Raw genomic sequence first — 13,612 nt, 5'->3', positions numbered from 1 at the left:
TCATTTTTAGGAGCTTTTTATGCGCGAAAATAACTACTATTTTGATGGTCCTGTTACGGCGGACAGGGTGCTCGACGCGGCCGCAGAAATCCTTGCTGCACGCGCCCTCCGAGGCGATCAATATTGCAATCCCGACGTAACAAAAACCTATTTATCTTGCAAATTAAAACACCATGAAAGAGAAGTGTTTGCGGTGATGTTACTCAATAATCAACACCAGCTTATCGCTTTTGAAGAGCTCTTTTACGGCACTATTGACGCTGCCAGTGTTTATCCTAGAGAGGTTGTGAAATCGGCTCTAAAAGCCAATGCTGCTGCGGTTATTTTTGCCCACAACCATCCTTCTGGTGATGCCACTCCTTCCCACGCTGATAAGCAAATTACACAAAGGCTTAAAGAGGCTTTAGCGTTGGTGGATATTCGAGTGCTCGATCATATTGTGGTTGGCGATAGCGCCATCTCTTTTGCAGAGAGGGGGCTACTATGATCCAGAAAACATCGGGTGAACTGGAATTGCTTGATGGCTTTCATCGAGCATTGCTTTTGGTAATCCAACGCTATTCGATTCCGCCACAAGCTCAACGTATAGTCCTGAACTGTCGACAAAAACGCTATTACCAGACGGGGAAGGGGCTTCATCCCATTGAAATACAATTTCGTCGGACATCGACCAGTGAAGATTGGCAGGTTGTCTGTTTAGCGAGTTTTTCTTATTCGGAAAATAAACCGAGTGAGATGGAGCCTGAACTCTACTTTCATCTCTTCAATCTTTGGTGTTATCAATCAGATAGCGGTGCTGCAAGTCTCGCACACCCGCAAGTGAAAGCGCTGTTAGATACTTGGCTGAACGCGCTCTCTCGACACCTTACTCAGTCCCTCTTTGATGACATTCAGTTATCGATGATTCAAACCTTCGATGAACACCACTCATGATCACATTTTAACCTCGGCCACTTTTAGGAGATCTAGCCATGTCTATACTGAATTTTACGCCGTCAGTGCTGCCTGTTTCTAATAAGCTTCTGGCGTTATTAAACCAACATTGTCATGCCTCGATGGAATCAACACAGTCCAACAGCCATGCCCTTTCTATCAATTTTCGAGACAAAAGCTATAGTGCGGAAGAAGGGGGATATCATCCGGTTGAGATTGGCCTCAACATTGTGAATGGTAAAACGGTTGATATTCTCTACATTACCGATTTTGCGTATATGGGGAACCATTATCCGGAGTTAGAGCGATGCATTGATTTTGATTTTGGCAATCAAGTCGCTTTTACCGTCGCCACAGGATGGCAAAGCATTCGCTCTCCAGGTTTCGATGAGCTGTATCAAATGTGGGAGCAAAACTTTCTTCAGTACGTCGAATGGGAGTGTTACGACGACATTCAGATTTCTCATTAACTTTTTATCACTCTAGCCAGACTTCCACTTGTTGCTTTGCTTCTTGCTTATGTTCTTGTTTTACATGCGCCCCTACCGAAGCCAAAGCCGCCATCAACACACCAATGTCATCACTATAGCCAACCCCTATCAATACATCGGGTATGGCATCAATAGGTAAGACAAAGTAACCCAGCGCACTCAGTATTGCGGTTTTCGCCCAACGTGGCGTATCGCTATCTTTCGCACAGTAGTAAAGGATCAAGGCCGTTTCAATAACCTCACGACCAGCTTTCTTGGCGTAGAGTTTGAGCTTATCCCAAAAGGATTGCTCACTGTAATGTTCTTGGTGTTGAGTGTCTTGCATGAGAGGCCCCTCTGTTGAGGTTTCAGGATACTGGCTAGCTCGCTCATTTTTAAGACAAACCTTATCCGGTACGACATAAGTTAACGCACCAATTCGTACTATGCATGGGAATTGACCACTTAATAATAAGGATAACCAAATGGGATTTTGGGACAACGTTGGAAAGCTTGCTAAAGCAGGTGCACAAGCGGGAGCGAAGATGGCTTCTGATACGTACGGTGATATGAAAGAAGCGCAAGCGGATGCTGCTCGTAAGAGTGATGATCAGTTAGCGCGTACTATTGCCAATCGTTCAGGCGGTACATGGGCCATTGGGGCTGCTCGCCAGGAGCTTAAAAGTCGTGGCTATAGTGACGATGCCATTCAAAGCTTGGTGAACCGTCACCGTTAATGATGGTAAGGGGACACGGCGCTTTGCCGTGTCCGCTGCTTTCTTTATTTCCTCGCAAAACTGCTGCGACATAAGTCAACGCAGCGCCTCGTAAACTCTCTTTAATCAATTCGTTAGCTCATTGTCTTTACTCAACTCTTGTGTGGGTGAGGGTTCGTGCGCTTAAAAATAAAGCCATCTATGAACGATACTAAGCTTAATCGCTCTCAGCATTACATCCAGCTGGTTCTTGAGATTTATAAGCGCATTCCGAACAGTCGCAAAATCACAGCCAAGGAGATCCAGCAGCAACTGAGTGAAGTGGGCATTGTGCGTTCAGAGCGAACCATTCAGCGCAATCTCACCGATATCGCTCAGTTCTTTGATGATGTCGACGTGGATATGCGCGACAAGCCTTTTGGCTATAGTCGTCGCTCGCGCCATTTGCTCTCACACGGTCCACAAGAGGCGGTTTTATTGAGCTTGGCGGAAAATTATCTGCGTTATCTTCTCCCTGTGAACTTGATGAAAACTCTCGATACGGTTTTCAATGACGCCAAGCAACACCTATTTCCCACCACCAGCAATGTGAAAGAACGTCAATGGTTAAAGAAAGTGCGCTTTGTTAGCGAGGGCGTACCGTTGCTTCCTCCCCACATCGACAATGAGATTTTTGAGAAGGTCAGTTACGCTCTCTTCCACAATCGTTATTTGTCCCTTTGTTATACCAATGCCAATCTAGAGCAGAAAAGCAAAGAGGTGATGCCATTGGGGTTAGCGCAACAAGGAAGCCGTCTTTATCTCGTGTGCCGTTTTCGCGGTCACACCAACGAACGTTCTTTGGCGTTGCATCGTATCCATAAAGCAAACATGTCTACGTTTGATTTTGCTTATCCAAGTGATTTTGACTTGGAACGGTATGACTTAGATGGGCGTTTTTACTTTGGTGAAGGGGAGGAAATACGACTGTCGTTTTGTATTGGCAGAGAAAGCGGTTATCACTTACTCGAAACGCCGCTGTCGATCGATCAGCACGTGGAATTAATTGATGGAGGATATCAAGTGACGGCAACGGTGATTGACTCACTTCAGCTTGATCGATGGCTACGCGGGTTTGGTGATGAGGTCTGGAACATTACCAAAGAGGAATGCTCACCTAAAATTGCTTAAGCTACTGCCTCTTGTTCTGGCATCGGCAAACCCAATCGCTCATCTCGCTCTGCCACTCTTTCTAATATCCAGTCTTGTACTTCGCTTTCTACCCAAGCCACGCTGCGAAAACCCAGTGATACCGATTTAGGGAACTTATCCTCTGCCATGAGCTTGTACATATACGCACGGCTCAACCCTGTCATATCCAACACTTCTTTTAGTCGAATTAGTCGCATTTTTCTGTCCTCATGATTTGTTCGTCATAAGGAGGTAGCTAGTTGTAATTTTTCCGGACGCTAACTAAGGAGCGCTTATGTCCGAACAGCACGATCTCTTCAATACGCTTGAAAGCGAGATACGCCAGGCATCAATCAATGAGCGTACTCGCACCAAGTTACTCGATAACCTCAAACAAATTAGAGCCACCGAGCTCAACATTCTCATTACGGGAGCCACCGGAGCAGGGAAAAGCTCTACGATTAACGCTCTCTTTGACATGAGCGTTGCAGAAGTAGGTGTTAGTTGTGAACCGCACACTCAAGTTGTCAGTGAATACCGATTTAACAATCTTGTTCTTTGGGATAGCCCTGGGTTAGGTGAGGGGCCTGAAGAAGACGAGCGACACGCCTGTGCTCTCAGGCGTAAGTTGCGAGAAAAGGATGACAATAATCGTTTTGTCATTGATTTGGTGCTTGTCATCATTGATGGGAGCTCACGTGATTTAGGTACGCCGCTTACTCTGATTAATGACATCCTAATCCCTGAATTAGGAAAGGACGCTCAGCTCCGGCTAGTTGTCGCCATCAACCAATCTGACAATGCTTTAAAGGGAAATGAGGCTTGGAATTATGATGAGAATACTCCTACTGAACAGTCAAAAGAGTATCTCGAAAACATGGTGCGTTCCATACGGCGTCGAATCCTGGCTGCAACAGGAGTGTATATAAAACCAATTTATTACGTGGCGGGTTATAGCGATGGTTCAGGTAAGCAGCGCCCTTACAACCTGTCTAAATTGCTTTATCTAATTGTTGAACGTTTACCAAAAAATAAACGACTCTTACTGGTCAACCGTACGCTTTCTCCTCGACATGAGAATTGGAAAGATAACGATGCCAATGACTACAACAAAAAAACGAGCCTGAGTTTATGGGAATCGATATATGACACCACAACTCAGGGGGCGAGAATGGGGGAGGATCTCGGTAGCGCCTTTGGTACTACAGGGAAAGTCATTGGCAAGCTAGTGGGTGGTGCGCTTGGGGCTGGCTTGGGTAGCTTGCGTTATATCTTTGGCTGGTAAAGCATTTCACCCGCTTGTAGGTCTCAAATCCAACATTCCTACGGCATAAGTTGTCGCAGCTCTCAATTAACATCATTTGATTTATTCGATTCAAAGGACACTCAACATGAAACCTATTGTTTTCATCACTGCCATTACTGCATTGGTTTCCGTGAATGCATTTGCGGAAGGGTATAAAGTGGAAGTGAATGACATTAAGACGATGTGGGGAATCAAGAACAAGATTTCTGTTACCTCGCTATTTGATTTCACCACTATCTACAAAATCGAAGTGAACCGAGGTAATTGTGAAGTAGCATGGCCGGAATCACCGAAAGTCAGTACCAACAAAGACAAATACAGTCAGTCGGATGAACTGCTCGCGAACTTGAGCAACCCCAATTACAAGAAACCACCTGTCAATACGTCATCCAATGCCGTGCGGTGGCATCCTTATCCTGCGGCAGACTTAGCGTTTGGCGCCGCTACGGATTACCTGACTACTACTCGTTGCCGTGTATTGGAAATTGATATCTATTCGAGTGAGGGAGACTACCGATTTACCGTCGATTAAATGAAAGAAAGGCCCCTACGGGCCTTTCTTTTTTGCCTTCTCAATTGCGACTGGAACCGAAGCATTGTCCAATTCCAGGATGTTTACTATCTTCTTTTGCAAAGTAACTAACGCGATAAAAGGCTTGGTTGTATTGATTGTAAAAAGCTTCTTCATCTAGTCGCTTATTTATTTCATACGTGCAGTTGTTGGGGTAATAAATCGCACAACTTGCTTGTTCAACCGAAAGGCCGATTGCACTAGCCCAAGCCTTAGCTATCATTCCTGAAACGTATTCACCCGTAAGGTCATCGTACGGTCCTATTCCTTGAAAAACATCACCATTTAGCAATACGGCTACGTGATAGTGAGGATACACTGAAGTGACGACCTCTTTGCACCAGATAAATCGTGGCTTAGAGTGTCGGTTGTGCTTCTTGCGTTTTAGATAAGCACACATGATTGCTTTGAAGGACTCTTGGAACTTAGTAATCAGTTTGCCAGTTACCCCGTTAACCGGATAACCATCTGGGTAATGTAAATCAAATCGCATTAGCCGGGTTCGAGGGTATTGGCTTAGCGCATAATCGAAAGTCCGTTTTATTGAGGCTAAGTAGTTATTGTCAAGAGGACCGTTATTCGAGTTGCAGCTTAGCAGCATACCGCTGATGTAACGTATGTCTGTACAGTTGTTGTTCATTTCTATCATTCCTATTGGTTAGTGTTCTCAATAGGTAGATAGGTTGTTGTAATTAATTAGATTAGACTCATATAAATAATATTATTACCGACAGATTTTCACTCCCTTCACCCGGCCACGCATCTTTGTTCAACAAGGCTTCTTGTGGCTTCAATACTTGCAAAAGTTACTCTGATAAAAACTTCGACTTTCTAAAAGTTTGAATACTGCTATGACGTGCTTTTGGGTATGAATTCAGCTTACGTTGTCACATAACAAGGGCACCTTCGACATTCCTCCACTGGGAAACCATAAAATTCACATCAATTCCCCTATGTGAGCTTGGTTTTGGTTTTATATTCTTTATTTAAAGAATACTATAAAAAAACATAAGAAATACTTTAAAATTACATAAAAATTACTAAGTAATATATATGATGAATTTAATAGAGACATTTAACGTAGAACATGACCCTAGGTTTCTTTTTGATGTTAGTTTTGAGATTACGATAGATAGCAATCAGGATGATATTGATGCTCGAATCATGATTGCCAAAGATGCTGTGAAGAAAGATTCGGAAGGTTGCCTTCAAAGACTGAAAGATAACTTTGTAATTAGAAATATTGCGCTCAGTGAGTATGACTGGATTGATACTCGTGACTACGTATCTTCCTACTTTATATGGTATTGCATTCTTCTAGTGGTTAGGCGTAATAATAAGCAAGATACTAAAGCGAAGAATATCTCAGATTTTGATGTGGTTTTTTCAACAAGTGCTAATGATGCGGTTGTTGGATATGTACCAAAGTTTTCGCCTCATACTTCAAAGTGGAAAATGCATACCACTATATTCTTGCATTACTTATTTAAAGAAACTGGTATCCAAGATGCGTTAAAGCAACAAGAGGCCATGAACGAGATAAAAAACAAATATCTGGACTTTAAGCGTTCTCCTTTCTTCAAGCTAACAAAAGAAGAGAATGAAGATAGAGCTGAATGGACAAAAAACAAGCTAGAAAGCGATGGTGCTTTTCTACCATTTGAGATACCTGCTTCAAACAATTCGGCTAACTTGTCCTTAGCTATATCCCTCTATCTATGGAACAGCAGTAGCCCCTTTAAAGCTTCTATATTTCATGAAGAGATGAATATAAGCAAAAGTGAGTACGTTCATAAATTGAACCTTTCTTGGAATCAATATAAGCATAGAGAGAAGAACAAGCTTAAGAAGGTGAAGGCCTACAGTTTTGAGATGGGGGAGTCTCTGCAAAAGAAAATTGACCACCTGTCTAGAGCTCTCGATATGAAGAAAAACAGACTTATTGAGTACCTCATAGAGCAGGAGTACACCAAGCAAACTAAAAAATAGCCTGGGTGTTTTAGTACTCAGAACGGATTGTTTCTGATAAATGATTGCGCACTGACTTCTGATTTAGTGATAGCTGAAACAAAAACGCCACCAGCTTTGCTCGTGGCGTTGACATCAAATCCAATCATAGCAATCGAGCATTTTAGATGCCCCCGTACCCGAAGCCGTACCCAGATAGATTTTTGCTAAAGTTAAAAACATATAAGGCCCTTATTTAATGCGCTCTAGCATCACACCTGCTTCCATGTGGTGGGTATTAGGCACAGTATAGGGCTGTATCACCCTGCCAATTTAAGCCCTTTTCGCCTTGCGAGTGATACATTCCCCTCAGCAGAAGCGGTGATATGATCGCTCCACCAGCACATGAGCTTTCTGCGTTGCTCAAGATATTCAGCTCGATTATAAGCTTTCCGAACTTCATTCTTATCAACATGAGCTAACGCTGCTTCAATAACGTCAGGATTGAATCCTTGTTCGTTGAGAGTGGTACTTGCTAATGCTCTTAGTCCATGAGAAACCAACTGTCCTTCAAACCCCATCCTTTTCAGCGCCATATTAGCACTCTGACTATTTACATGGCTTTTCGGATCTTTGTTACTTGGGAAAATGAATTCTCTATGACCACTGATTGGCTTCATTATTTCTAAAAGTGCCAAAGTTTGCTCTGTAAGAGGGATTGTGTGGGGACGCTTCATCTTCATTCTTTCTTCAGGAACAACCCACACTTTATTTTGAAAATCGATGTCCTGCCAACGAGCTGTAGCGCTTTCAATTGGTCTTGTCATTGTGTGTAGTTGCCACTCAAGTAAGCAACGAGTAGATAGTGTAATGTTTGCACCAGCTATAGCTTGCATCAACTCTGGTAGTCTTTCTGGTTCGATAGTTACCATATGCTGGTGTTTAGGGGCCGGAAAGAGCTTAGTGATGTCTGCTAGGTAGTTTACTTCAATGTCACCGGATGCTACAGCAAGGCGCATAACCTCATTGATTATACGACACAGTCTTTTAACTGTTTCTAAAGTTCCTTGTGCTTTTACTGGCTCAAGAATACTGAGCACCGTTCTGGGTTTGATGTCTTGAATGGGGACATTCCCAAGTTTAGGTAGGATATGTTTCTCAAGAGCACGATAAGCTTTATCTGCTGTTTCTGGTTTTACGCTCTCTCTCTTGAGTGCCAACCATCTATCAGAAAATTTACCAAAGGTATTTTCAAGCTCTGCTCTTTCTTTTAAAAGCTGTTCATCTTTATGCTGTTTTGGATCGATATTGAGAGCTAAAAGAGTTTTTGCTTCAGAACGTCTTTTCCTTGCCTCGGCAAGAGAGACATCAGGAAAACTACCAAAGCTTATGTTGTTTCTTTTTTTTGTTATTGGATGAGTGTATTTCAGAATCCATAACTTTGTGCCATTCGTTTTAACACGCAATTGAAGGCCATCACCATCAGAGAGAGTGTATTCTTTGTCGGATTCTTTAGCTTGTTTAACTTGGGTGTTAGTTAAAGGGACTACTCTTTTTGCCATGATGTACCACCAAAATAGTCGATATTTAGCCGTTGGTACATTCGATGGTACATTAAAACGTGGATGTTACAAGATGAGCATAGACAGCTACAGACAAAGATTACTTTCTAAGTATTGATTTTACTGGGGTAGGTAGACGTTGGTAGACATATGTAGAAGAGAAAGTGGTGGCCCCTCCCAGACTTGAACTGGGGACCAATCGATTATGAGTCGACTGCTCTAACCACTGAGCTAAGGGGCCGAATAGGGGAACGATTATAGGGGATGGGCTGTGGAGTGTCTAGCCGCAAAGTAGGGTAATAGCGCTTAGTTTTTATTCACTTAGCACCATCAATAATAAAAAAGGTGAGCCATAGCTCACCTTTTCTTTTGCAACAAATGCTTACTCGTCGAGGAAGCTGCGCAGTGTTTCTGAGCGGCTTGGGTGACGCAGTTTACGCAAAGCTTTTGCTTCGATCTGACGGATACGTTCGCGAGTTACGTCGAACTGTTTGCCCACTTCTTCGAGCGTGTGGTCCGTGTTCATGTCGATACCGAAACGCATACGCAGTACTTTGGCTTCACGAGGTGTCAGGCCAGCTAGAACGTCACGAGTGGCTGCTTTTAGGCTTGTCGCCGTTGCAGAATCCAGTGGTAGTTCCAGTGTGGTGTCCTCGATGAAATCACCCAGATGCGAATCTTCGTCGTCACCGATTGGTGTCTCCATTGAGATTGGCTCTTTGGCAATTTTCAGTACTTTGCGGATTTTGTCTTCCGGCATTTGCATGCGTTCAGCCAGCTCTTCCGGCAGTGGTTCACGACCCATTTCCTGTAGCATCTGACGAGAGATGCGGTTCAGTTTGTTGATCGTTTCGATCATGTGAACCGGAATACGGATCGTACGCGCTTGGTCTGCGATGGAGCGAGTGATCGCCTGACGGATCCACCATGTTGCGTACGTCGAGAATTTGTAACCACGACGGTATTCAAACTTATCAACCGCTTTCATCAGGCCGATGTTACCTTCCTGAATCAGATCCAAGAATTGTAAGCCACGGTTGGTGTATTTCTTCGCGATAGAAATAACCAGACGTAAGTTCGCCTCAACCATCTCTTTCTTCGCACGGCGGGCTTTCGCTTCACCGATAGACATGCGACGGCTGATGTCTTTGATGCGTTCGACGGTCAAAGAGGTTTCTTGTTCGATGATCTGCAGTTTTTGGATAGAACGGCGAATGTCATCTTCGTACTGACGAATTTTGTCGACGTACGGTTTGTCAGATGCCAGCACTTGATCCAGCCATGCTTCGCTCGATTCGTTGCCTGTAAAGACGGCGATGAACGATTTCTTCGGCATTTTTGCCACTTCAACCACAGACTTCATGATCAGACGTTCTTGGGTACGAACGCGATCCATCGAGGTACGAAGGGTATCAACGAGGTGATCGAACTGTTTTGGTGTCAGACGGAATTCACGGAAGACGTCTAGTACCAGATCGGTTGCTTGCTGCGCTTTTGAGCTTTCATTGCCGTGCTCGTTGATCGCCAATTGCAGGTTCTGGAACTTGTTACGTAGTTCAGTGAATTTTTGCAGCGCTAGCTCAGGGTCGATACCGACTTCTTCTTCGCTATCGTCATCGCTGTTGTCATCACCATCTTCGTCTTCATCTTCGTCGTCATCGCTGTCGACGTCTTTCTCTTCTTCTTCGTCTTCCAGATCCGCACCGCTCAGTTCAGAACCGATGTGGGTTGCTGTTGGCGCAGAAGTTTCTTCTTCGTTTGGATCAACAAAGCCAGAGATCAGATCGGTCAGGCGTAGTTCTTCTGCCTGAACTTTATCAAACTGTTCAAGAATGTATGGGATGGTGCCCGGGTATTCTGCTACGGCGCTTTGAACTTGGTTAATCCCATCTTCAATGCGTTTAGCAATATCGATTTCACCTTCACGAGTCAGTAGTTCAACTGTACCCATTTCACGCATGTACATGCGGACTGGATCGGTCGTTCGACCAATCTCGCTTTCTACGCTTGACAGCGCAGCGGCAGCGGCTTCTGCTGCATCTTCATCAGTGATCGCGTTGTCGTCGTTTAACGCGAGATCATCGGCATCAGGAGCAGTTTCGACTACTTTGATACCCATGTCATTGATCATCTGAATAATATCTTCTACCTGTTCAGAATCGACGATCTCAGCAGGTAGGTGGTCATTTACTTCGGCGTAGGTCAGATAGCCTTGTTCCTTGCCTTTAATGACAAGTAGTTTAAGCTGTGACTGCGGATTTTGATCCATAGACGGTATCCAACTTCGTATCTGGTGAAGGAATAGTATGCGAAATGCAAACCACGTATATTAACAAATTTATTCGTTGCTGACTATTTAAACTGGGTTACGCTTTTAATTCTAGCATTAACGCTACTAGCTCCCTTTTTTCTTCGGCTGATAAACCGACGCTTCTTTCTTTAGCCTGCAAGTTTTCAATTTGTTTCTCTACGCACTGGGCAAGAATTTTGTCCAATGAGTCTAAAAATAGTTCTTCTTGGTTGTCTTCGACAAGGGGGATTTCCCAGCTTGCCAGACGAGACAGAAGTGCCTCATTTTTACTGTTGCGCCAATGTTCAAGTAATTGGCCTGTTGAGATATGGGGATATTGTCGGCAATTTTCAAGGACCTCGACCAACAAACTCAGCCCCGGAATCGCCAACCCCTTAACGCTGGTAAGGTCAGGTACCATATCAGCATAGCTCGGATTCTGCAGAAGCAAAGCGATAACTTCTCGCATTGGTGTGCGTTTAATTTCTTTGTGCGGCTGTGGCCGACTCTTGGCATCGCTCGGTAAACTCGGTTTTTTGTAAATACCGGTTTTCTGTTCGAGGATTTTCAGCAACTGATCTTGTAAGGATTCGTCTGGAATCTTGTTGATCAGGGGCAATGCCATTGCTTCTAGTGCCGCTTTCCCTTCGTTATTGCCGACGTTAACTTGCGACAGCAGGTTGGAGAAGAGGTATTTTGATAACGGCTCTGCCTCGTGCATTTGCTGTTCAAATGCTTCTTTTCCGTACTTGCGCACGTAGCTGTCTGGGTCTTCGCCATCGGGCAAAAACAGGAATTTTAGGATGTTGCCACTTTTTAAGTAGCTCAACGCGTTTTCTAAGGCGCGCCAAGCCGCTTCTCGACCTGCGCGGTCACCATCGTAACAACACACCACGGTGTTGGTTTGACGAAACAGCAACTGCAGGTGATCGCCTGTGGTTGATGTTCCCAGTGATGCCACGGAGTAGTCAATGCCGTATTGCGCCAGCGCCACCACATCCATATAGCCTTCGACCACCAAAATCTGGGGTGGTTCACGGTAGGCTTGCAACACTTCGTAAAGGCCGTACAGCTCTTTACCTTTGTGGAAGATGGGGGTTTCAGGCGAGTTCAAGTACTTCGGTGTACCGTCACCCAGCACGCGGCCGCCAAAGCCAATCACGCGGCCACGACGATCGCGAATTGGGAACATCACTCGGCCACGAAAACGATCGTAGCGATTGCCGTTGTCGTTTTCGATCAGCATGCCACCGGACACCAACATGTCTTGATTGTGGCGGCTCTGACCAAAGTTTTTACGCACCAAATCCCATTCGTCAGCCACGTAACCAATGCCGAACTTCTGAACGATTTCACCCGATAAGCCACGGTTTTTGAGGTACTCAATCGCATCGCGGTTCGAGGACACTTTCAACTGTTGGCGATAGAACTGGGCGATGCTGCCCATTAAATCGTACAGGTTACGTTTTTCTTCGCTGTTGGCGCGCGGTGTATTTTTGTTGAAACCGCCGTTGCTGCGTTCTTCACGAGGCACATCAAGGCCAAGGAATGACGCAAGCTCTTCAATGGCTTCAGGGAACTCCAGACGCTCATATTCCATCATGAAATCGATGGCGTTACCGTGCACTCCACACCCAAAACAGTGATAAAACTGTTTCTCTTGGCTGACGCTGAAAGAGGGGGTTTTTTCGTTGTGGAACGGGCAACAGGCGCTGTAGTTTTTACCCTTTTTTTTAAGTTTTACACGTGCGTCAATGATGTCGACGATATCAAGCCGAGCCAGGAGGTCATCAATAAAACTACGAGGGATTTGTCCTGCCATAAAACCTAAAAGAAAGAACTGAAATTCAAAGAAACGTACTCGCGTTCAGGCAGAGTACAGATACAAACAAGCCGTGCGTTCCAGAGGATAGCACGGCTTGATGCAATTGGGTGTGGGGTTAAGCGAGTTTAGTGCGAACTAAACCGCTAACTTTACCCATATCTGCACGCCCTTGAATTTGCGGTTTCAATAGCGCCATCACTTTACCCATGTCTTGCATGCCCGCTGGTTCAGCTTCCGCAATCGCGCTGTCAATCAGCGCTGCTACTTCGTCTTCACTCAGTGGTTGAGGCATAAATTCCTCAAGAACCGTGATTTCTGCTTTTTCCGCATCAGCAAGATCCTGACGGTTTGCTGCTTCGTACTGCGTAACAGAATCGCGACGTTGTTTAACCATTTTGGTCAGCACAGCAAGAATGTCGTCATCGCTCAGAGTAATCTGTTCGTCAACTTCACGTTGCTTAATGGCTGAAAGGGCTAAACGAATTGTGCCAAGGCGCGGTTTGTCCTTGGCTTTCATCGCTAATTTTTGCTCTTCTTTGAGAGTGTCAATTAGAGCCATAACGTATTCCTTAGTTAGGAATTAGTTATTAGTACAGGCGAACGCGACGAGCGTTTTCGCGAGCAAGCTTCTTAGCGTGACGCTTTTGAGCTGCTGCTTTAGCGCGTTTGCGAACTGTAGTTGGTTTTTCGTAGTGCTCACGACGACGCACTTCAGAAAGGATACCTGCTTTTTCGCAAGAGCGCTTAAAACGACGTAGTGCAACGTCGAACGGTTCGTTTTCACGTACTTTAACTACTGGCATATGCCTTTCACCTCAGGGG

Annotated in this window: 16 protein-coding genes and 1 tRNA gene; 8 read left to right on the top strand and 9 right to left on the bottom strand. The window is 44.8% G+C overall.

All coding sequences use genetic code 11. The features are described from left to right. The first annotated feature begins 19 nt into the window (after window positions 1-19). Genes radC through VFA_RS01605 form a run of 3 tightly spaced genes read left to right on the top strand, consistent with a single transcriptional unit; the run spans window position 20 to window position 1,403 of the window. A complete protein-coding gene (gene radC / locus VFA_RS01615) occupies window positions 20-487 on the top strand; it encodes a RadC family protein (RefSeq protein WP_038150685.1) in 468 nt (155 codons plus the stop codon). Then, the gene (locus VFA_RS01610; protein ID WP_038150683.1) at window positions 484-933 is read left to right on the top strand and encodes a DUF2787 family protein; all 450 of its coding nucleotides are present in this window, start codon (window positions 484-486) and stop codon (window positions 931-933) included. The genes radC and VFA_RS01610 overlap by 4 nt, the downstream gene beginning before the upstream one ends. A gap of 38 nt (window positions 934-971) precedes the next feature. Then, window positions 972-1,403 carry a DUF2787 domain-containing protein gene (locus VFA_RS01605; RefSeq protein WP_038150681.1) on the top strand — a complete coding sequence of 144 codons (432 nt, stop codon included), beginning with the start codon at window positions 972-974 and terminating at the stop codon, window positions 1,401-1,403. Window positions 1,404-1,410: 7 nt separating this feature from the next. Here VFA_RS01605 and VFA_RS01600 read toward each other — a convergent pair whose 3' ends face one another. Continuing rightward, the gene (locus VFA_RS01600; RefSeq protein WP_004724215.1) at window positions 1,411-1,749 is read right to left on the bottom strand and encodes a YkvA family protein; all 339 of its coding nucleotides are present in this window, start codon (window positions 1,747-1,749) and stop codon (window positions 1,411-1,413) included. Window positions 1,750-1,948: 199 nt separating this feature from the next. On the opposite strand from VFA_RS01600, the gene VFA_RS01595 reads away from it, so the two are divergent. Both VFA_RS01595 and VFA_RS01590 read left to right on the top strand, forming a co-directional pair. Next, the gene (locus VFA_RS01595; protein WP_188047442.1) at window positions 1,949-2,140 is read left to right on the top strand and encodes a hypothetical protein; all 192 of its coding nucleotides are present in this window, start codon (window positions 1,949-1,951) and stop codon (window positions 2,138-2,140) included. Between the two features lie 180 nt (window positions 2,141-2,320). After that, window positions 2,321-3,289, top strand: coding sequence for a helix-turn-helix transcriptional regulator (locus tag VFA_RS01590; RefSeq protein WP_038150679.1), 969 nt, complete (start codon window positions 2,321-2,323; stop codon window positions 3,287-3,289). On the opposite strand, the gene VFA_RS01585 is transcribed toward VFA_RS01590, so the two are convergent. Further along, window positions 3,286-3,507, bottom strand: a complete 222-nt coding sequence (locus VFA_RS01585) for a helix-turn-helix transcriptional regulator (protein ID WP_004724212.1) — start codon at window positions 3,505-3,507, stop codon at window positions 3,286-3,288. The two genes, VFA_RS01590 and VFA_RS01585, sit on opposite strands and share 4 nt — an antisense overlap. A 77-nt stretch (window positions 3,508-3,584) precedes the next feature. Between VFA_RS01585 and VFA_RS01580 the strand changes: the two genes are divergently transcribed. After that, window positions 3,585-4,574 carry a GTPase family protein gene (locus tag VFA_RS01580; protein WP_004724211.1) on the top strand — a complete coding sequence of 330 codons (990 nt, stop codon included), beginning with the start codon at window positions 3,585-3,587 and terminating at the stop codon, window positions 4,572-4,574. A gap of 106 nt (window positions 4,575-4,680) precedes the next feature. Further along, window positions 4,681-5,127: a hypothetical protein gene (locus VFA_RS01575; protein ID WP_004724210.1), complete on the top strand. Its 447-nt coding sequence runs from the start codon at window positions 4,681-4,683 to the stop codon at window positions 5,125-5,127. Between the two features lie 40 nt (window positions 5,128-5,167). Here VFA_RS01575 and VFA_RS01570 read toward each other — a convergent pair whose 3' ends face one another. Next, window positions 5,168-5,806, bottom strand: a complete 639-nt coding sequence (locus tag VFA_RS01570) for an inovirus Gp2 family protein (protein WP_038150677.1) — start codon at window positions 5,804-5,806, stop codon at window positions 5,168-5,170. Window positions 5,807-6,219: 413 nt separating this feature from the next. Between VFA_RS01570 and VFA_RS01565 the strand changes: the two genes are divergently transcribed. Next, window positions 6,220-7,155: a hypothetical protein gene (locus VFA_RS01565; protein WP_004724209.1), complete on the top strand. Its 936-nt coding sequence runs from the start codon at window positions 6,220-6,222 to the stop codon at window positions 7,153-7,155. Window positions 7,156-7,433: 278 nt separating this feature from the next. Here the strand turns inward: VFA_RS01565 and VFA_RS01560 are convergent, their stop codons facing one another. The 6 genes from VFA_RS01560 to rpsU all read right to left on the bottom strand — a co-directional run bounded on the left by VFA_RS01560 (window position 7,434) and on the right by rpsU (window position 13,593). After that, the gene (locus VFA_RS01560; RefSeq protein WP_004724208.1) at window positions 7,434-8,675 is read right to left on the bottom strand and encodes an integrase domain-containing protein; all 1,242 of its coding nucleotides are present in this window, start codon (window positions 8,673-8,675) and stop codon (window positions 7,434-7,436) included. Window positions 8,676-8,840: 165 nt separating this feature from the next. Further along, window positions 8,841-8,916 (bottom strand) — tRNA-Ile (locus tag VFA_RS01555). 141 nt (window positions 8,917-9,057) lie between these two features. Next, on the bottom strand, window positions 9,058-10,944 hold the full coding sequence (rpoD, locus tag VFA_RS01550; RefSeq protein WP_004724207.1) for an RNA polymerase sigma factor RpoD: 1,887 nt from the start codon (window positions 10,942-10,944) through the stop codon (window positions 9,058-9,060). Window positions 10,945-11,041: 97 nt separating this feature from the next. After that, window positions 11,042-12,787, bottom strand: coding sequence for a DNA primase (gene dnaG, locus VFA_RS01545; protein ID WP_004724206.1), 1,746 nt, complete (start codon window positions 12,785-12,787; stop codon window positions 11,042-11,044). A 118-nt stretch (window positions 12,788-12,905) separates the two neighbouring features. Beyond that, the gene (locus tag VFA_RS01540) at window positions 12,906-13,349 is read right to left on the bottom strand and encodes a GatB/YqeY domain-containing protein (protein WP_004724205.1); all 444 of its coding nucleotides are present in this window, start codon (window positions 13,347-13,349) and stop codon (window positions 12,906-12,908) included. Between the two features lie 28 nt (window positions 13,350-13,377). Next, window positions 13,378-13,593, bottom strand: coding sequence for a 30S ribosomal protein S21 (rpsU, locus tag VFA_RS01535; RefSeq protein WP_001145625.1), 216 nt, complete (start codon window positions 13,591-13,593; stop codon window positions 13,378-13,380). Window positions 13,594-13,612: the final 19 nt, after the last annotated feature.

The sequence above is a fragment of the Vibrio furnissii CIP 102972 genome, from assembly GCF_000176175.1.
Taxonomy (GTDB): Bacteria; Pseudomonadota; Gammaproteobacteria; order Enterobacterales; family Vibrionaceae; genus Vibrio; species Vibrio furnissii.
The sequence above is the reverse complement of the archived record's forward strand: the minus strand, read 5'-3'. Positions and strand labels throughout refer to the sequence as shown.